Annotated in this window: 19 protein-coding genes, 1 tRNA gene, 1 pseudogene and 1 riboswitch; of the genes and pseudogenes, 10 read left to right on the top strand and 11 right to left on the bottom strand. The window is 57.3% G+C overall.

What is annotated here, in order from left to right; genetic code table 11:
* Nucleotides 1-119 precede the first annotated feature (119 nt).
* Genes GOX66_RS17555 through GOX66_RS17570 form a run of 4 tightly spaced genes read right to left on the bottom strand, consistent with a single transcriptional unit; the run spans nt 120 to nt 3,858 of the window.
* A complete protein-coding gene (locus tag GOX66_RS17555; RefSeq protein ID WP_170764047.1) occupies nt 120-1,154 on the bottom strand; it encodes a TRAP transporter substrate-binding protein in 1,035 nt (344 codons plus the stop codon).
* Nucleotides 1,155-1,205: 51 nt separating this feature from the next.
* Nucleotides 1,206-2,525 (bottom strand): TRAP transporter large permease, encoded by a 1,320-nt coding sequence (locus tag GOX66_RS17560; protein WP_170764048.1) that lies wholly within the window; start codon nt 2,523-2,525, stop codon nt 1,206-1,208.
* Nucleotides 2,522-3,106: a TRAP transporter small permease subunit gene (locus GOX66_RS17565; RefSeq protein WP_336509499.1), complete on the bottom strand. Its 585-nt coding sequence runs from the start codon at nt 3,104-3,106 to the stop codon at nt 2,522-2,524. The genes GOX66_RS17560 and GOX66_RS17565 overlap by 4 nt, the downstream gene beginning before the upstream one ends.
* Nucleotides 3,103-3,858, bottom strand: coding sequence for an N-formylglutamate amidohydrolase (locus tag GOX66_RS17570; RefSeq protein WP_170764049.1), 756 nt, complete (start codon nt 3,856-3,858; stop codon nt 3,103-3,105). Before GOX66_RS17570 ends, GOX66_RS17565 begins: the two co-directional genes overlap by 4 nt.
* Before the next feature lie 136 nt (nt 3,859-3,994).
* Here GOX66_RS17570 and GOX66_RS17575 point away from each other — a divergent pair, with 136 nt between their 5' ends.
* Nucleotides 3,995-4,882, top strand: coding sequence for a MurR/RpiR family transcriptional regulator (locus GOX66_RS17575; RefSeq protein WP_170764050.1), 888 nt, complete (start codon nt 3,995-3,997; stop codon nt 4,880-4,882).
* A 77-nt stretch (nt 4,883-4,959) separates the two neighbouring features.
* A pseudogene (locus GOX66_RS26320) lies at nt 4,960-5,715 on the top strand (hypothetical protein); the annotation flags it as partial.
* 7 nt (nt 5,716-5,722) lie between these two features.
* On the opposite strand, the gene GOX66_RS17585 reads toward GOX66_RS26320, so the two are convergent.
* Nucleotides 5,723-6,397 (bottom strand): TIGR04283 family arsenosugar biosynthesis glycosyltransferase, encoded by a 675-nt coding sequence (locus tag GOX66_RS17585; protein ID WP_170764051.1) that lies wholly within the window; start codon nt 6,395-6,397, stop codon nt 5,723-5,725.
* A 73-nt stretch (nt 6,398-6,470) separates the two neighbouring features.
* On the opposite strand from GOX66_RS17585, the gene ygfZ reads away from it, so the two are divergent.
* Together ygfZ and GOX66_RS17595 are read left to right on the top strand one after the other, a co-directional pair.
* Nucleotides 6,471-7,208: a CAF17-like 4Fe-4S cluster assembly/insertion protein YgfZ gene (gene ygfZ, locus GOX66_RS17590; protein WP_170764052.1), complete on the top strand. Its 738-nt coding sequence runs from the start codon at nt 6,471-6,473 to the stop codon at nt 7,206-7,208.
* A gap of 106 nt (nt 7,209-7,314) precedes the next feature.
* Nucleotides 7,315-8,259 (top strand): ABC transporter transmembrane domain-containing protein, encoded by a 945-nt coding sequence (locus tag GOX66_RS17595; protein WP_170764053.1) that lies wholly within the window; start codon nt 7,315-7,317, stop codon nt 8,257-8,259.
* Nucleotides 8,260-8,316: 57 nt separating this feature from the next.
* Here the strand turns inward: GOX66_RS17595 and efp are convergent, their stop codons facing one another.
* The gene (gene efp / locus GOX66_RS17600; RefSeq protein WP_170764054.1) at nt 8,317-8,880 is read right to left on the bottom strand and encodes an elongation factor P; all 564 of its coding nucleotides are present in this window, start codon (nt 8,878-8,880) and stop codon (nt 8,317-8,319) included.
* Between the two features lie 218 nt (nt 8,881-9,098).
* Here efp and GOX66_RS17605 point away from each other — a divergent pair, with 218 nt between their 5' ends.
* Nucleotides 9,099-9,419 carry a DUF6280 family protein gene (locus tag GOX66_RS17605; RefSeq protein ID WP_037310273.1) on the top strand — a complete coding sequence of 107 codons (321 nt, stop codon included), beginning with the start codon at nt 9,099-9,101 and terminating at the stop codon, nt 9,417-9,419.
* A gap of 66 nt (nt 9,420-9,485) precedes the next feature.
* On the opposite strand, the gene GOX66_RS17610 is transcribed toward GOX66_RS17605, so the two are convergent.
* Nucleotides 9,486-10,055 (bottom strand): cobalamin biosynthesis protein CobQ, encoded by a 570-nt coding sequence (locus GOX66_RS17610; RefSeq protein ID WP_170764055.1) that lies wholly within the window; start codon nt 10,053-10,055, stop codon nt 9,486-9,488.
* A gap of 61 nt (nt 10,056-10,116) precedes the next feature.
* Here GOX66_RS17610 and GOX66_RS17615 point away from each other — a divergent pair, with 61 nt between their 5' ends.
* Nucleotides 10,117-11,574, top strand: a complete 1,458-nt coding sequence (locus tag GOX66_RS17615; RefSeq protein ID WP_170764056.1) for a cobyric acid synthase — start codon at nt 10,117-10,119, stop codon at nt 11,572-11,574.
* A gap of 3 nt (nt 11,575-11,577) precedes the next feature.
* On the opposite strand, the gene GOX66_RS17620 is transcribed toward GOX66_RS17615, so the two are convergent.
* The 3 genes from GOX66_RS17620 to GOX66_RS17630 form a co-directional block, all read right to left on the bottom strand.
* Entirely contained in the window at nt 11,578-12,360 is a 783-nt protein-coding gene (locus tag GOX66_RS17620; protein WP_170764057.1) for a hypothetical protein, read from the bottom strand.
* A 74-nt stretch (nt 12,361-12,434) separates the two neighbouring features.
* Complete coding sequence (locus GOX66_RS17625; protein ID WP_170764058.1) at nt 12,435-13,856, bottom strand: TolC family outer membrane protein; 1,422 nt, start codon at nt 13,854-13,856, stop codon at nt 12,435-12,437.
* A gap of 95 nt (nt 13,857-13,951) precedes the next feature.
* Nucleotides 13,952-14,605 (bottom strand): protein-L-isoaspartate O-methyltransferase family protein, encoded by a 654-nt coding sequence (locus GOX66_RS17630; RefSeq protein WP_170764060.1) that lies wholly within the window; start codon nt 14,603-14,605, stop codon nt 13,952-13,954.
* A 228-nt stretch (nt 14,606-14,833) separates the two neighbouring features.
* On the opposite strand from GOX66_RS17630, the gene GOX66_RS17635 reads away from it, so the two are divergent.
* Nucleotides 14,834-14,907 (top strand) — tRNA-Cys (locus GOX66_RS17635).
* Between the two features lie 43 nt (nt 14,908-14,950).
* Here GOX66_RS17635 and GOX66_RS17640 read toward each other — a convergent pair.
* Nucleotides 14,951-15,907, bottom strand: a complete 957-nt coding sequence (locus GOX66_RS17640) for an NAD(P)-dependent oxidoreductase (RefSeq protein WP_170764062.1) — start codon at nt 15,905-15,907, stop codon at nt 14,951-14,953.
* Between the two features lie 115 nt (nt 15,908-16,022).
* Here GOX66_RS17640 and GOX66_RS17645 point away from each other — a divergent pair, with 115 nt between their 5' ends.
* The 3 genes from GOX66_RS17645 (at nt 16,023) to cobW (ending at nt 18,717) form a co-directional block, all read left to right on the top strand.
* Nucleotides 16,023-16,907 carry a LysR substrate-binding domain-containing protein gene (locus GOX66_RS17645; protein ID WP_170764064.1) on the top strand — a complete coding sequence of 295 codons (885 nt, stop codon included), beginning with the start codon at nt 16,023-16,025 and terminating at the stop codon, nt 16,905-16,907.
* A 72-nt stretch (nt 16,908-16,979) separates the two neighbouring features.
* Nucleotides 16,980-17,188, top strand: a riboswitch (cobalamin riboswitch).
* Between the two features lie 94 nt (nt 17,189-17,282).
* A complete protein-coding gene (locus tag GOX66_RS17650) occupies nt 17,283-17,657 on the top strand; it encodes a DUF1636 family protein (protein WP_170764066.1) in 375 nt (124 codons plus the stop codon).
* A gap of 4 nt (nt 17,658-17,661) precedes the next feature.
* On the top strand, nt 17,662-18,717 hold the full coding sequence (gene cobW, locus GOX66_RS17655; RefSeq protein WP_170764068.1) for a cobalamin biosynthesis protein CobW: 1,056 nt from the start codon (nt 17,662-17,664) through the stop codon (nt 18,715-18,717).
* Nucleotides 18,718-18,723 lie beyond the last annotated feature (6 nt).

Consider the following 18,723-nt stretch of genomic DNA (forward strand, 5'->3'; position numbering starts at 1 on the left):
CAAACCAAAACCGTATCAACCAAACCCGCAGTAAACTGCGACTTCAAATCGTCGAGAGTCATATCAGCCTCATTCCCCAGTTTTCAGGGCAGGCGTAACCGCCCGCCCTGTGTCTTGAATTAGCCGTAGCGGTAAGGCCGACCGGCCTTGAGCATTTCGGCGTTGTAGCGCTTGAAGATGTCCACAACTTTAGCTTTGGTCTCGGATTCCGCCGCGATTTCGTCCCAGAACTTCACTGCGGCCTGTTCAACGGTCGCCCATTCTTCGTCCGGGATGGTTGTCAGTTGCATCTTGGTGCCATTGACACGCAGGTTGGCCTCGCCACCCCAGTACCACCACTGGCGGTAGTAATGGGACTGATCGCAGCAAACCTTGAACAGGGTCTGAAGATCCTCGGGCAGTTCGTTCCAGCGATCCATGTTGGCAAAGAAGTGACCGGCCCAAGCACCCGACACGTTATTGGTCAGGAAGTAGTTGGTCACGTCAGCCCAGCCAACGGTGTAGTCTTCGGTGATGCCCGACCATGCGATGCCATCCAGCTCGCCGGTTTGAACAGCGACTTCGATGTCTTCCCATGGCAGAGTGACCGGCACGACGCCGAACTGGCTGAGGAACCGGCCAGCTGTCGGGAAGGTGAAGATGCGTTTGCCCTTCATGTCTTCCAGCGAGTTGATCGGGTCCTTGGTGGCAAAGTGGCACGGATCCCATGCACCGGCGCTGATGTGCTTGACGCCGACCTTGGAATATTCCTCGTCCCAGATCTCGTTCAGGCCCCACTGATTGAACAGTACGGGCACGTCCAGAGAATAGCGCGAGGCAAAGGGGAAATAACCGCCGAACACGGTGACTTCGGTCGGCGACGCCATCGAGTCATCGTCGGATTGCACAGCATCGATGGTTCCCTTTTGCATGGCGCGGAACAGTTCTCCAGTCGGAACCAGTTGATCGGCGTAGAACAGCTCGATCTGCATACGGTCACCAGCGATCTTATTGAACATCTCAATCGCCGGGTCGATCACGTGTTCAGCCAGTGCCGGACCAGCGTAGGTCTGCATCCGCCATGTGATCGTGCTCTGCGCCAGAGCAGGCGCAGCCAGGGGCGCGGCTGCAACGCCCACCCCGGCTGTTTTCAAAAACTTACGTCTTGTCGTCATGTTAATCTCCTCTCCATTTAAGTTTGCGTGCCCGTTCACTGGGCATTCTTGTTAATTTCCATAAACATAACCGGGCAGCCAAAGGGCGATTTCCGGGACTGCCATTATGATAATCAGGGCCAGCACCATCACGCCGACAAAAGGGATGATCGAGCGGTAGATGTCCTTCAACCCGATCTCGGGCGGGGCCATCGCCCGCATCAGGAACAGGTTGTAGCCGAAGGGCGGCGTCATATAGGCGATCTGCGTTGTGATCGTGTACAGCACCCCATACCAGATGAGGTCGAAGCCCAGCGCGCCAACCAGCGGCACATAAAGTGGAGCGACGATGACCAGCATTGCGGTGTCGTCCAGAAACGTGCCCATGACGATAAAACTCAGCTGCATCAGGATCAGGATCATCCACGGCGAGAGACCCAGCTGCTCGGTGAACAAGTTCTCGATGGCTTTCACCGCACCCAACCCGTCGAACACGGCCCCAAAGCCCAGCGCGGCAAGGATGATCCACATGAACATGCAGGAAATCGCCAGCGTCTGCTTGGTGCAGTCCTCGAATATCTTCCACGTCATCCGACGTTTGATGACCGATACGACAAGGGCGGTCAGCGCCCCGATGGCCGAGCTTTCAACCAGCGACGTCCAGCCATTCACAAACGGCACCATCATCGCGGCAAAGATGATCAGCGGCAGTGCCCCTGCCCCCAGCAGCCGGATTTTCTCGGCCCGGGGCACCTCATGTGCGTCTTCCATCGCAGGCCCGAGTTCGGGCTGAATGCGGCAGCGGATCCAGATGTACAAGATGAACAGACTGGCCATCAACAGGCCGGGAAGGATACCCGCCAGCCACAACTGCCCGACCGGTTGACGTGCGATCATGGCATAGAGCACCAGAACCACAGAGGGCGGCACGAGAATCCCCAAGCTGGACCCCGCTTGAATGACTCCTGTCACCATGATCTTGTCATAACCACGCCGTAGAAGTTCCGGCAAAGCAATCGTCGCACCAATGGCCATGCCCGCAACGCTGAGTCCGTTCATGGCTGAAACCAGAACCATCAGGCCGATGGTGCCGATGGCCAACCCGCCATTCACCGGCCCCATCCAAACGTGGAACATCCGGTACAGGTCATCAGCCAGACGGCTCTCGCTCAGCACATAGCCCATGAAGATGAACATCGGCAGCGTCAGCAGCGGGTACCACTTCATCAACTTCATCGCCGCCGAGAACGTGATGTCCTGCCCGCCCGTACCCCACAGAGCCAGCGCAGCAATGGTTGCAACAGCGCCGATCGCGCCAAAGACACGCTGTCCGGTGAACAGCATCAGCATCATCAGAGCGAACATGAAGATGGCGATAAATTCCTGGCTCATGCCCGCCGCACTCCGATCTCCTGCCCGTTGATCCGGGCTATGTCTTTGAAAAATTCCGAGATCGCCTGCAGCAACATCAGGAAGAAACCGAACACCATGATGGTCTTGACCGGCCAGATATAAGGGCGCCATGCGGTCGAAGAGCGTTCCAGCCGTCCGATTTCCTCGCTGCCCGTCAGCAGGCCGATGAAATATGACACAGGCTCGTCGCCCCAATACCCCAGGCTATAGGCGGTTGATCCCAGTCCTCCATAGAACAGGACGCCCAGATAGAGGATCAGCAGGATAACTGTGAAGGCGTCGAACCAGGCTTTCTTGTGCGGGCTCCAGTTGTGGTAAAACAGGTCCATCCGCACATTCGATCCCAGCTGGATCGAATAAGGCCCGCCCACGATGTAATAGGTCACCATCGCGAACTGCGCCATTTCCAGCGTCCAGAGCGATGGCAGGAAAAAGGTCTTAGAGACTGAGGACCACAGCAGGATCCCCATCATCACGAACAGTCCCCACATCATCACCCGGCCAATCCTGTAGTTGACCGCGTCGACGACCCGCACGTATGTCGCCATCGCTTTGATCACACTGCTTCCCTTTCCCGAAGTCCCGCCAAAGTCCGGTCGATCCACGGAACAAGACACTCAGCCATAGTACTCTGTTGCTCGGGCGTGCGGATCAGATCGTTGCGAATTTCGATCATCACGTTCAGCAGCCCATTAGGCAACGCCTGTGTGTCCAGCGTATGCGCTACTCCGTCTTTGGCTGAGTACGGCTCGTTCAGGCGAGTATCGAATTGCAGTTCAGAGGGCGCTTCTTTCATCATCGCCAACGCGAACCGATCGTCGTGACCATGCAAAAGGCCCAGTTCAACCTCTCGTTTTTGACCAAGATAGGTTGGCGTAAAGCTGTGAATTGTAACCATCAGCGCCAGCGAGTCGCGGTGTTTACCAACCAAGCCGGACAGGGTTTGGGTAAAGGGTACGTAAATGCTTTCGACCCGCCTCAGGCGCTCTTCCGGCGACAAATCTACATTAGCGGGGATTATGTAGTGTTCGCTTTTGGAGGGCATGGCACCTGATGCCTCAGGTGGGCGGTTACAATCATAAACCAACCGCGAAACCCCGCCATAAACCAGAGGTGCTGACATACGGTTTGCCATCAGTTTTGCCACAGCCAAGGCCCCCGGATCCCACGCGATGTGGCTTTCCAGCGCGTCCGTCGTTAGCCCCATGTCCCCCAGAAAACCTGGGATGCGTTTAGACGCATGTTCACACACCAACACGACCGAAGGTGTGTCGCCGGATCTGTCCGTGTGAACAACTGTTCCAATGTCCAATGTGCCGCCCTGCGATTCCCCGAAACACGTTGTGGAAAAATTTCCACACGAAGCATTCACCTGTCAATAATTTTCCTGTACAAATTGCATCACCCTTGTTCAGCGTGAAAAAATTTTCACACTGCGCATAGAGCAGATGCAGGAGGACCAATTGGTGCGGGTAACGGACAGACTGCTGGCCCAGCGGGAAATGATGACACCGTCCGAGCGGCAACTGGTCAGCGTCCTGCTGGACGACTACCCCATGGCGGGCCTTGGCAGCATCACCGAGTTGGCCAGCGCGGCCTCGGTTTCGACAACTACCGTCGCCCGGATGCTGCAGAAAACCGGTTTCGACGGCTATCCTCAGTTTCAGGCTGCCCTGCGTAGTGAAGTCAAAGAGATGATCTCGGGGCCTGTCGCCAAGCGTGACCTCTGGCAGAACGACTTGCCGGAAGAGCATATCCTGAACCGGTATTCCCAGCAGACGCTCGCCAATCAGAAGCGAACCATTGATGAGGTCGACCCGGCGGAATTTGACAGCTTTTGCAACCTGCTCTGTGATCCCGACCGGCGCATCTTCATAACCGGGGGACGCATCACCGGCACCTTGGCGCAGTACCTTTACCTTCACTTGCAAATGATCCGCCCCGATGTCCGCCTGCTGCCCTTTGCGGCGTCCTGGACCCATGACCTGCTGGATATCCGCAAGAATGACGTTCTGATCGCCCTGGACGTGCGCCGTTATGAAAACTCAACCCTGCTGATCGGTCAGCTGTGCCACGAACGAGAGGCCGAGATCGTGCTGTTCACCGATCAGTGGCGCTCGCCGATTCACCGGCTGGCCAAACATACCTTCGCCGCGCGTATCGCCGTTCCGTCCGCGTGGGATTCCATGGCGTCCATTCTGGTGCTGATGGAATGCGTCATCGCCGAGGTGCAGGAACGACTTTGGGATTCAGTGAAAGAACGGACCGATGAGCTGGAACAAGCCTTTGACCGGACCAAACTATTCCGGAAATTTGGCCAAAGCTCGGGATCTTAACGCCTTTCAGCAGAAGAAAGGTACAACTGCACGTGAGGAGTGTTGCCAGCACGCAGGCGGGCGGTCACTTTGGTGTCATGACATTTGTAACCGAAAACCAGCTACTCTTGCTGATCCTGTTCTTTCTGATCGGGTCGGTCGGCACTGCGTTTCTGTTTCGAAAACCGGCGGGGCACCGGGCGTGGAAGCTGGCTGATCTGGTCTGGGTCGTTCTGGGTGGGATTGGCGCGCTGGTGGCGGTGTTGGCCGGGCTTTATACGTCTGACAGTTCGCGGCTGGACCGGCAGATCGACGTGGCCTATGCCGCGACGCTGGCCTTTGATCGGGACGCCGCGCGGTTTCGTCTGAGGTTTTGCGATCCGGCCTATGATCCTGACACGGCCGTTTTGTGCGACAAGGTCGAGTTTCTGTCTGCCTCGACCGCCAGCAACGCCGACCTGCCCCTGTTCATTGCCGTGACCAACGAGGTCGCGCCCCTGCAAGGGCTGCAATTCCTGTTCGGGCGGCAAGCGAAAGAAGAACAGGACGACATGCGGGCGATGGCGGCCAAAGCCGACGCCTTCAGTATCGACCAGTTTCTGGTATTCACGACGCTGGACGATAAAACTCAGGCGGCCATCGACAACATGCGCCGCAAGGTTCCCGCCATTGCCGGGGACTACCTGATCCTCGCTCAAAGTTATGATGATCTGGTGGAACAAGTCGGGAAACTGAAGGATGAATGGGAATATCTGCAGGCCAATGCACATATCTTGGTTTTGCAGATCATCGCCCTGTGTCTGGTCAGCTTTGCCGCGCCCTTTCGCCTGGGCAAATCTGTCGTCGAATTACGCGCAACACTCAGCGGCGATAGGTCTGCGCCAACCGCTCCGGATCTGCCCCCAGAAAATACCGCGTCAGCGTCCACAGATTCCGAGCCCCACGGCGCACCCAACCCGCCCGCGCATAGCGGTCCGCGCTCGTAATCACGCGCGCCTTCAACAACGTGATGCCCGACAAAGCGCGCACGAGTGCAACGTCCTCCATCAACGGCTGATCCTGATAGCCCCCCGCGCTCAAATAAGTCTGACGCGGAACCAATAGCCCCTGATCCCCGTAGGGCAGGCCAAACACGCGGCTGCGCAGATTGGCCCAGCCCGCCACCCATGTTGGCCCGAATCCCTTCGCACCAAAGGACAACCGAAAGGCGGCGGGCTTGCCGGTGTCCAAATGCTCACCGACCACTTTGCTCCACCCGTCCTGCAAGACGGTGTCGGCATGCAAGACCAGCAACCAATCGCCTTTGGCCGACGCACATCCCCGGCGCAATTGGCCCCCGCGTGACGGTTTTCCGGTTACGATCCCGGCCCCGGCCTCTTCGGCTATTTCCAATGTTGAATCCGTTGAGCCACCATCCGTGACAATCAGCTCCCTGATCAACCCGGCGTGCAGACCTTCCATCAACGCTTGCAATGTCGCAGGCAGGACCTCACCGGCATTCAGGGTTGGGATTACGATGCTTATTGGTGCATGCACGGTTGATACCCTCTGGTCATGGCGGCGCGATCTCCTATATCACGGGGCCAAGGGAAAAGACGAGGACCACCCCATGCCCAACCGCCGTATTTTGCGCCTCAGCGGCCCGGATACAGACAGCTTTCTTCAGGGTCTGGTCACAAACGATATTGACGGGCTGAAAAACGGGCTGGTCTATGCGGCTTTGCTCACACCTCAGGGCAAATATCTGGCGGATTTCTTTCTGAAACGCGATGGCGATGCGATCCTGCTGGATGTCGCCGAAGTACTGGCGGATGAACTGACCAAACGGCTGGGCATGTACAAGCTGCGGGCGGCTGTCAGCATTGAAGACAGCGGCCTGAACCTGCAACGCGGAACCGATGCCACCCCCGAAGGCGCCCTGCCCGACCCGCGTCATCCCGATATGGGCTGGCGGGCTTACTCTGCAGATGCCGAAAGCGATGACGACACAGATTGGGACGCGATTCGCGTGCGCCACTGCATACCTGAAACCGGCATCGAGCTGACCCCGGACAGCTACATCCTCGAATCCGGTTTTGAGACACTGAACGGTGTCGACTTTAAAAAGGGCTGCTATGTTGGGCAGGAAGTTACCGCGCGGATGAAGCACAAGACCGAACTGCGCAAAGGCCTGCGTAGCGTCCGGGTTGCCGGCACAGCCCCGGTCGGGACGGAAATCTCGTCCGGTGGAAAATCGGCCGGCACATTGTTCACCCAGTCAAACGGTTGGGGCATCGCCTATCTGAGACTGGACCGAGCCAAGGGGGACCTGAGGGCCGATGAGGCCGTAATCAGTCTTGAAAACTAACATGTCGCCAATCCGGCACGTGCGATTTGCCTGCTCCTCAAGTACCGTTTGAACAAGCCCTGCGGCGCTGCCACACTGGCCGAAGTTCAAGGAACCGGGTACGCATATGTTTCAGCTGTACAGAGCGATCTGGCGCGCCAGCGCCGGGCGGCAGATCATCCTTATTGTTCTATCCATCGCCATCGCGGCTCTGGCAGCGGTGCCGCTGGAGTTTCAGCGCGACATCATCAACCACCTCACCGCCGACGATGTTGAAACGGACCGGTTGATCTATTTGGGCATGGGGATGATGGCCGTGATCCTGCTCAGCCTCGGACTGAAGTGGCTGCTGGGCTATCGCGCCGGAACGTTGGGTGAGGATTTGATCCGCATGATCCGCCAAAGACTTTTGGTGCGTTCGGCCGACTTGAACGAATCGGGTGAAACGGTGCGTAAGGGCACCATGACCACCGCCATCTCGGCCGAGGCGGAAGAACTGGGCAAATTCGCCGGCGGCGCCTTTTCTGACCCCGTTGTACAGATCGGAACCTTGATCAGCGTGATCGGCTATATTTCCTCGACCCAACCAGGGTTGGGCATGATCGCACTATCCATGATCGTGCCCCAAATTATCATCGTCCTGATGTCACAGCGCAAAGTGAACATCTTCGTGGCTGAGCGCGTCCGAATTCTGCGCAGTTCCACTGACCGGCTGACAACCGAAGACATCAATGCGGTGGCGCGCGACGTCGAGGCTCAGTTTGACGATATCTACAACACGCGCCGCAGGATGTTCATCTGGAAGCTGTCGGCCAAATTTCTGCTGAGCGTCATCAACGGTGCCGGGACAGTCGGAGTTCTGATGCTGGGCGGTTATTTGGTTCTGAACGGCAGAACGGATGTCGGTACGGTGGTGGCCGCGACAAGCGGGCTTGGCCGTATTCAAGGCCCTACGGCGTTCCTGATCGCGTTTTACCGGCAGGTCAGCGCCAACCGTATCAAATATGAGCTAATGCTGGAACTGTTCGGCCCCAACCCCGAACAATATCGCCAACTAAAGAGGCGGAACTAAAAAAGACCGCGCAGCGCAGGCTGTCGCGGTCTCCTGATGGACTTCATAGGCGTCGAATTACGCGCGCTCGGAATATTCCATGGTTTCCGTGTTCACCACGATCATTTCATCCTGACCAATGAAGGGCGGCACCATGACCTTGACGCCATTGTCCAGAATCGCTGGCTTGAACGAGTTCGCAGCGGTCTGTCCTTTGACCACCGGCTCGGTCTCGACGATTTTACAGGTCACTTTCTGGGGCAGCGTGGCGTTCAGCGCCTCACTTTCGTAGAATTCTACCAAAATAGTCATACCGTCCTGCAAAAACGGGCGACGTTCACCCAGCAGTTCGGCAGGCAGTTCAATCTGCTCGTAGGTTTCGGAATCCATGAACACCAGCATCCCGTCGGATTCGTACAGGAACTGCTGATCTTTTTGCTCCAGCCGGACACGCTCGACCTTGTCGGCAGAACGGAACCGTTCGTTCAGCTTTGAGCCATTGCGCAGGTTGCGCAATTCGACCTGCGCAAAAGCGCCGCCTTTACCGGGCTTTACATGGTCGACCTTGACGGCAGCCCACAGCCCGTCGTTATGCTCAAGCACATTGCCGGGGCGAATTTCGTTCCCATTTATCTTGGGCATGACTTAAATCCTTCACAAACGGTTGATGCGTCAGTTCCCGACCCTATATCTGGCGGGACCACACCTGACAAGACAACGAGACCTAGTGCTGCACTTGCAGAAAGCTATGCAAATGACGCAACGCAACTATGCATTTCTGGTGTATCCGAATCACACCTAATAGGTCATAAGGACCCTCACGCCGAAAATGCAAGAGCAAGAACAACAAGGGAAACGAGATGAGAGATTTCGTTGACGGCACTGCCTTTAATAACGAACAAGGCAATCGTGCACGCAAACTTTTCGCGGCCGTTGTGTTGGCCGCACTTGATGACGCCATCGCCGATGACAAAAAGTACGGCAACGGCCCGGAACAAATCGCCCGCTGGGCGCGTTCGCGTGATGGTCGCGAAGTGCTATCCTGTGCCGGTATCGACCCGAACGAGCGCGTTGTCAGCGGACTGATGGAGTTTGTTGGCCGTGGCGTGCGTACTTCGGTTGCACTGTCGCGTGAAGAGAGCGAGCGTCGCAATGCCGCTCAGCAGGCAGAAGCCGCCTGATCCAAGGCGACCTCTGAAGGAAAAAGCGCGCTCCCGAGACCGGAGCGCGCTTTTCTTTTGGGCACTTCAAAAAAACAAAAGCCACTGGCGAGCCACCCAGACTTCTGCGCCTAAAAGCACTGCAAAGAACAGTTTGGCCGAGACCGACAGCCCTCTCCTCCATAGCACCAAGTAGGCGGCTGAACAGATCGCTATGGATGCCGGCACCACCCACAGCGCGTTATGTGTCCTGTCCCAATAGCTGACCGGACTGTGAAACACCCAATCGCTCAGCGGCCAGAACTGCGGCCGTCCATCGCCTGCATGCAGCAGGAAATCCATCCCCAGATGCAGAATCCCCGCGGACGCAGCAACCGTCAGAAAGTGCCAGGCGCGCCACACCCCCAGCAACAGTGCCAGTCCCCACAGGATAAATGAGTTGTCGATGGCAAATACTGTCTGCCACGCGGGCGAAAAATAGAGCTGATCGAAAACCTCCTGTGCCGGAATACCCAAAATGTACAGAGAAGTACCGGCCATTACATAAAGCGACAGATCAGGCAGCAATGACCCCAGCAGCGCGGCCCAAAGGGTCTGTCCCTTCGCGGGGCGCGCGAAAACGGTGGCACCGATCAAAAGATGCGCAGGAGTGTTCATCCGGGGCTTTCCCTTTGTCTTCAAATCAGGTCATCTGCGCGTCATCGTATAGGAGACACCCATGGTTCGCGCCATCATGATTCAGGGGACCGGCAGCAACGTCGGAAAATCGGTTCTGGTCGCCGGGCTGGCGCGGGCCTACACACGCCGCGGGTTGCGGGTTGCGCCGTTCAAGCCGCAGAACATGTCGAACAACGCGGCCGTAACCGAAAATGGTGGTGAGATCGGGCGCGCTCAGGCCCTGCAGGCGCGTGCGGCCAAGCGACCGACGCATACGGATATGAACCCGATCCTGTTGAAACCCGAGACTGATACCGGTGCTCAGATCATTATACAGGGTCAGCGCGCGGGAACGATGAAGGCGGGTGACTATCGCAAGGACAAGTCCAGGCTGCTTGGTGCTGCTCTGGAAAGCTTTGGCCGGCTGTGCAGCGACGCCGATCTGGTACTGATTGAGGGTGCCGGAAGTCCGGCCGAGACCAACCTGCGCAAAGGTGACATCGCGAATATGGGTTTCGCCCGTGCGGCCGGAGTGCCGGTGGTTCTGGTCGGCGATATCCACCGAGGCGGCGTGATCGCGCAGATAGTCGGAACACAGGCGGTTCTGGACAAAGATGATCTGACAATGATTCAGGGCTTTGCCGTCAACCGGTTCAAGGGCGACGTGTCCCTGTTCGACGAGGGTCGCGATGATATCGCCGTGCGCACTGGCTGGTCTTGTATGGGCGTTGTCCCGTGGTTCCAGGACGCATGGAAGCTCCCTGCCGAGGATATGATGGACATACGTTCCCATAGCGGAGGATCCTGCAAGGTTGTCGTGCCACAGTTGGAGCGGATGGCCAATTTCGACGATCTGGACCCGCTGTCAGCCGAGCCGGGCGTATCGGTCGAAATCATCCCCGCCGGTCGCCCCCTGCCCGGTGACGCCGACCTTGTATTGCTGCCCGGCAGCAAATCTACGATCGGCGATCTGAACTTTTTCCGGGCGCAAGGCTGGGACATTGACCTTTACGCCCATGTCCGTCGGGGCGGTCACGTTCTGGGCCTGTGCGGCGGCTACCAGATGCTGGGTAAAACCATCGCGGACCCGGATGGCGTCGACGGCCAACCGGGTACGGTAAAGGGCTTGGGCCTGCTGAATGTGACCACCATCATGGCGGGCAAAAAGCAGGTCACACTGCGAACGGCCCGGACAATTCCGAACGCCGAGCCTGTCACTGGGTATGAGATTCACATGGGCCGGACCGAAGGCCCGGATTGCGAACGTGCCTGGCTGGAGATTGAAAACCGGCCGGAAGGCGCCGCCAATCAGACTGGTCGCGTTCGCGGCAGCTACCTTCACGGTATTTTTTCGTCAGACGCGTTCAGAGCCAGCTATCTGGAACAGTTGGGCGCAGTATCAGACCTGTCTTACGAGGATGGGGTAGAGGATACTCTGGATGCGCTGGCGGATCATCTGGAACGACATATGGACCTGGATCGCCTATTGGCGACGGCCAGGCCTCCAAGTCGGTCGTAACGCTTATTCCAGTTTCTGTTCGGCCAGCGCCCGATAAATTTCTCGCCGCACCATTTTCCGAACATTGCGGGTAATGCGCTCGCCCAGCACGCCTTGCAACTCTTCCCGAACAACCTGCGCAATCAGTTCGCGCAACGCCTCTTTGTCCATGGCCGGTGCATCCGTCAGCGCTTGAACCTCAATCTGATCAGGGATTTCCTTCGCAGAAACAGCGGGATCACGAATAAAGGTCGCTGTGGTGACAGGCTCAGTTTGCCCTGTCTGCTTTGTCTCTTGCTTTGCCACCTTTGTTTCGACCACCGGATCGTCGTTTTCGCTGTTGGTGTCGACCAAGTCGAATTCCTGCTCCGAGGTCCACGCAAGTATCCTGTTAGGCGTACCTGCATAGGCATCATCACTGTCACCATCCGGTTCCCACTGATCTTCGGTTCGCGCAATGGCAGCTTCCAACGCTTCGATCTTGGCGCTCAGGCTTCCTGCAAGGCCTTCCTCGGGTTCGGGCTTTTTCTGTTCAGCGGCTGGTTCAGAATGCTGAACGATATCGCAGGCGCGCAGAACCATCGGCTTTACCGAATCTTCGGCCTTGTAGACCGTTTCTTCTTTTACTGGCTGAGACAGGTCTTTAGCTGCTTCACCGACGCGCAAGGCATCGGTCAGAACCAATTTGCTTCGTTTTCGAGAATTGGACGATAGTAAGTTTGGAATCTTTCGATCCTCTTCGCTTACTAAACGTTTAATCGAGGACAGGACGTCCTCGATTCCCGCGTTTACGACTTTTTCCGTCATTGTTCTCTACCGCTCTATCCACAAGATCGAGTGTAGCTAAACAAGTCAAACGTCACAACAGGTAGTATCAGCTCTTAGTCTCGGCGCAACGCTTTGAGAACGCGATCCAGGTCCTTGCTTTGCCTGCTGATCTGGGCCGGAGCCTTTTTTACCAGATTGTAGTAAAGGGTTGGATCGTAAATTTGAACCGCAAGTCCCAGACGTTCGGCAGTCAACAGGCCCTGTGCCTGAAGCAGCTGATACGCAGCCCGGGACCGTTCGGTTCGCGATGCAACTTCGGCCAATTGCGCGTCCAGCAAATCCTGCTGGGCATTCAGAACGTCCAGAGTGGTACGTGCGCCCAAAGTTGCTTCTTCACGAATTCCGTCAAAAGCAACCTGCGAGGCACGGACACGTTCTGTCGATGCTCTCAGGCTGGCTGTGGCGGCCTGAAAAGCGGCATAAGCGTCCGCGACCCCCTGAGTGATGTCTTTCTGTACGTTCAGCAGGTTAGCGCGCGACGCGTCCCGTGTCGCCATTGAGCGGCGGACACTGGCGGCTAGTCGACCACCGGCATAGATCGGCTGGTTAAAGTTCAGCGAAACTGACGCATCTTCGAGGTTGTCGTCATTGTCATAGCTTTCTCTGATCCCTGCATCGGCGTTCAGGCTGACATTGGGACCGAGGTTGGCGCGTTGTTGCTGAACTTGCAGGTCCAAAGCCCGCACCTCGTGCTGCGCGGACAGGATGGATGGGTGGTTGCGTTGGGCGAGACTGACCGCTTCGGCCTCGGACCGTGGCAGGTTGGGTAGGCTGGGTTGGCCCGCTGTCCGACCCGGTTGCTTGCCAACAGCGTTCACATATTCAGCCTGAGCGATGCTCAGATTACCCCGGGCGACAGCCAAATCCGCTTGCGAGCTGGCAAGTTGCGCTTCGGACAGTGCGACGTCTGTTCGTGTGACCTCACCAACTTCGAATCGATCTTGCGAGGCCCGCAGTTCTTCTGCCGACACGTCTACGTTGTTCAGCCGAATCTGTACGGTTTCTTCCTGCAGCAAAACACCAAGATAAGCTTCCGCTGCGCGAAACAGGACTAATTGTTCAATATCCAGCAGGTTCTGCCGTGTGGACAGAACGATTTCCTGCGCGGATTGTTTGCCCAAAACCGAAAACCCACCATCATAGATCAGCTGGCTCAGGGTAAGGCCCGTAAAAAAGTTCGACGGTTCATTCCTGGTTACGACACCACTGGTCGTTGCTCTGGTGTAATCCTGACTTACCTGCACCGTCCAGTTGATGATCGGCCGCAGTGCTGACAATGCGATTGCAACGTCTTCATCAGCGGCGCGCAATAACGCGCGGTTCTGTTCCAGCAAACCGCTTGTGTTATAGGCCCCGATAAATGCATCGGTTAAATTATCGGCCCAAACTGCTCGTCCTGGCAACGCACTGAGGGCGATCCCCGCCGTCACTACCAATGCTCTAACGAACTTCCTCCCAGTGCCCCTTGAACGCATAACAAATCCTTCTCAAACTAAAATTATGCTGCCCGGAGTATAGTTTGCGCGTTTGTCTTCAACTTATCAAGGTGCCACAAGAATACAGGGATAGATTATAGCAAAAATGCACACTCTGCAGAAAATGCCTGCAAAACCGGAGCATTAGCGTTAAACGCATGACGCCACGTCACCCGATTTCCGGATTTGTGCCCAATCCGAACGGTTCCAAGTTCACCTTCTACGAAGAGGCACGCGATGCGGCCATGATCCTTCAACTGTGCGATCAAAGCGTCCGGAACCTGCTCAACCCCACCTTGAATCATGATGACGTCATATGGCCCGTGCTCTGTTGCGCCCTGCTCCAATGGACCAATATGCACGATTGCGTTGTCGGCATCGGCCTCCATCAGAATTGCCTGTGCCTCTGAGGCCAGACTTTCATCCACTTCCACTGCCACCACCAGTTGCGCCATCCGGGCAGCAACAGCCGTGGAATATCCCAGTGCCGGAGCGATATCCAAAACCGCCTCATCATTGGAAATATTCAGCGCATCCAGCATTTTGGCCAGTGTCCGCGGCTCCAGCAGGCAACGCCCGTCACCAAGGTCAATAATGCCTTCAGCATATGCCGCTTCTCGCTGCGCATCCGGTACAAAATTCTCTCGCTGGACGGTCAGCATGGCATCAATGATGGGGAATTTCGTTACATCAGAGGGCCGGACTTGCGTATCAACCATCGTGCGGCGCCGGGTTGCGAAATCTGTCATTGGATCGCTCATGTTATTCCCAAGGATGTCCGGCTTGTGCCATATCCAGACGAAACCGGCAACGGCTCTGACGTTGAAAGTTTTGCCGGATCGCAAGAACTTGGGGCGGCATAGTGCCATAGGGCAGAAGCCGGGGTTGGATTTTTACAACCAACCCTCTGGACGCCTCAGTCGAAAGGTGTTAAAACGCCTGCCACACCACAGCAAGTATTTGATTTTACTTGAAAAGGCGAGTTGGCGGAGTGGTGACGCAGCGGATTGCAAATCCGTGTACACCGGTTCGATTCCGGTACTCGCCTCCACTCTCCTGAAATGGCGCCCGGTTTCAGCGACATGAGTACTGCGTCATTCAGCCCTACGTCCCTGAGGAATGACTTCGTAACCAGGCTCTTCCGGTTCGTCGTCAGCCATCTCGGCTGGAAAACCGGGTGCCGTGATGTCCAGACCCGTCGCATCCTCAAGCCTTTTGATGATGTTCGGCGACAGTTCCCGATCCCCATATCGGGCAATGCCGTCATCGAAGATGCTGATCATCACCGGGTTGATTTCCAAAGGCACACCGGCACGGTCGGCGACTTCCTGAAATAAACCAATGTCCTTTTTCACAAGGTCCATCGTGAATGAGATGTCACGCGACCCGTTCAGAATGACCTGGCTTTCTGTCTCATGCACAAATGAAGTGCCCGACGAAATCTTGATCGCCTCGTAAGTGGTGTTGAGGTCCATTCCCGCCGCTTTGGCAGTCACTAATGCCTCGGCGCAGGTGATCAGGTTGGCCGTGGCAAGATAGTTCGTCAGAACCTTCAGGACAGATGCCGAGCCCAGATCGCCTGTGTGCAGGACCCGTCGCCCCATGGTGGTCAAGAACGGTAGAATCCGCTCAAACGTTGCACGATCGCATCCCGCAAAGATCGAGATGTTGCCGGTTGCTGCCCGGTGGCACCCGCCGGATACAGGGCAGTCGACCGCAGCACCTCCGCGCTCGATCACCATGGCGCCAAGGCGTTTGACCTCGGCCTCGTCGGTTGTCGACATCTCCATCCAGATCTTGCCCAGGCTGACTTCGGGCAGCATCTCCTGCATCACAGCATCCGAGGCAGCAGGCGACGGAAGGCAGGTTATGACGGCTTCGCAGTCGCGCATCATCTGCGCCGGGCTTTCGGCTGCTTTGGCGCCTTTCGCAACGAACTCCGCCACCAGATTCGGGTCGAGATCGTGAACCGTCAGGTCGACCCCATTGCGCAAAAGCGAACCGGACAGCTTTGCGCCCACATTTCCCAAACCGATGAATCCAACTTTCATTTTTTTCCTCCTGCGGGACCAGTCCGATGCCCTTTCCCAGCCGAGTATTGATGTTGCGCTCAGGAAACTGAAATGAATAATAACGCGCATTATGGTCAATTTTTTTTGGTGATAGATGGATCGACTTCCAAACCCTGCTTGGTTGCGCAGCTTCGAATCCGCGGCGCGCCATCTGAACTTCACCACAACCGCGCGCGAACTTGGACTGACACAGACTGCGGTGTCCCTACACATCCGGTCACTGGAGGCCGAACTGGGGCAAAAGCTGTTCACCAGAAATGCGCGGCGGCTGGAACTGACAGAGCTTGGGCAATCCTATTCGCTGACGGTTCGGCGCGCGCTCGGGGATATCGCGCTGTCCACCAACAGCCTGTTCGGGCCAGCCTCTCGCCAAACCCTGACCATCAGGGCGGCGATTTCGACGGCGACCTACTGGGTGGCCGCAGAATTACCTGACTTTACCGCTCGGCACCCTGATATCCCTGTCCGGCTGGTGTCGCATATCTGGAACGACAACATCGCCCCCGAAGACGTGGATGTTGAAATTCGGCTGGGGTACGGCGACTGGCCTGCAGTGCATTCCGAAAAACTCACCGACGAGAAACTGGTTCCGGTTTGCAAAGCCGGGGACAGCATTCCCGCACTGAGCGCCCTTTGTAACGGTCCCTTGATCCACATCCTTGGATATGAGGACAACTGGGCGCGCTACTTTCAGGCCAACGACATCGTGCCCCCCGACCAGCCACCCCAACACTCCGTCGACACCTCGGTTGCGGCGCTGCAGCTTGTTATGGCCGGAGCAGGATACGCGACCATTCTGGAACGGTTCGCCCGAAACGCAATCCGGCAAGGTGCGCCCATCGCGATTGCTGGCCCTGCGATTCCTTTTGCTCAATCTCATTATCTGATCCGCACACACGGGGCTTCGCAGCCTACCGCTGCCGCCGGACTATTTTGTGCATGGTTGCGCGACAGGCTGGCCACAGATGCCGCTGACTGACATTGGCTGGTCGCTTTTCCGACCTCGTGGAAATCAACGCGCGTCTCGCGCTTGACAAGCCCCCCGCCCGTGCCGCATGTCCCATGCGTTGGTGTCCATCTTCAGATGGATGAAAAGGGAATGCGTCAGCGGTTTTCCGTCAAACGCAGCCGCCCCCGCGACCGTGACCGGAGAGGGTGCCCAAAGCCACTGGCCCACAAGGCCGGGAAGGCGGGACATCTGCCAGAGCCAAGCCTCTGACATCCGCAAGCCGGGAGACCTGCCAGCAGCCGAAGATGTAACCGGGCGGGGTGTTCCGGTGTCGGGTCCATGTGCAGACGCGTGGCCCGCATGAAACCCCGTCCCCCGCGAAGAGGATTTGGGGGGATGAGAGACATGACCGAGACCGCACCAGTCGAGTTGCTGGTCTGCACGACATGCCGTCGCGGGCAACCCGTCGAGGATGACGCACAGCGCCCGGGCACGTTGCTGCATAAAGCTTTGAAACAGGCCGATCTGCCTCAGGGCATCACCCTGAAGCCGGTGGAATGCCTGTCGAACTGCGATCAGGGCTGTTCGATCGTGCTGCGTGGTGGACCGCATCGCTGGACCTTTATTTATGAGAACCTGAACGAAACCGATCATGTCGACGTTATTGTCGAAGGTGCGACCAGATACCTGGCCACTGATGATGGGCTGGTAAAGTGGCGTGAGCGCCCTGAACATTTCCGCAAAAACTGCGCCTCGCGCATTCCCCCGATTGGAGCTTGAGATCATGTCGAACCTTGAAAAACTTCCCGTGACCGTGATCACCGGCTTTCTGGGCTCGGGCAAAACCACACTGGTGCGTCACCTGATGCAGAACCCTCAGGGCAAGCGTCTTGCCGTGGTGGTCAACGAGTTCGGTGATGTTGGCGTCGATGGCGATATCCTGAAATCCTGTGCCATCCCGGATTGCCCGGCGGAAAACATCATGGAACTGGCCAATGGCTGCATCTGTTGCACCGTGGCCGATGATTTCATCCCAACCATCGAGACGCTGATGGCGCTGGAACCGCGCCCCGATCACATCCTGATCGAAACCTCTGGTCTGGCCCTGCCAAAACCGCTCCTTAAAGCGTTCGACTGGCCCGATATTCGGTCGAAAATCACTGTGGACGGCGTAATCGCTCTGGCAGACGCCGAAGCCGTCGCCGCCGGTCGCTTTGCTCCGAATGTCGAGGCGGTGGACGCCCAGCGCTTGGCCGATGACTCGATCGACCACGAGACACCCCTGTCAGAGGTGTTCGAGGATCAGATCTCCTGCGCAGATATCATCCTGCTGACCAAGCCCGATCTGGCCGGTCCGGAAGGCGTTGCGAAAGCCAAAGAGATCATAGCTGCCGAAGCCCCGCGCCCACTACCCGTTGTAGAAGTCGCCGAAGGCGCCGTGGATGTGCGCGTGGTACTGGGTCTGGAAGCCGCCGCCGAGGATGACATGGACGCCCGTCCGTCGCATCACGATGGTCACCACGATCACGAGCATGACGACTTCGAAAGCATCATCGTCGAGTTGCCGGAACAGGCCGATCCTGCCGAGTTGGTCGCCAATATCGAACGTCTGGCAAATGAGCTGAACATCCTGCGCGTCAAAGGCTATGCCGCTGTTCAGGGCAAACCTATGCGCCTTCTGGTGCAGGCCGTTGGCGCCCGTGTGCGCCATCAGTACGACCGACCGTGGGAACCCGGCGAAGAACGCCGCTCGCGTCTGGTGGTCATTGCCGAGCATGACGACATCAAAGAGGCAGCAATCCGCGATATCCTCGTGGGCGTTGCCGAGGCCGCTGAGTAACCGCGC

Origin of the sequence: Ruegeria lacuscaerulensis (assembly GCF_013031245.1) — a bacterium.
Classification (GTDB): Bacteria; Pseudomonadota; Alphaproteobacteria; order Rhodobacterales; family Rhodobacteraceae; genus Ruegeria; species Ruegeria lacuscaerulensis_C.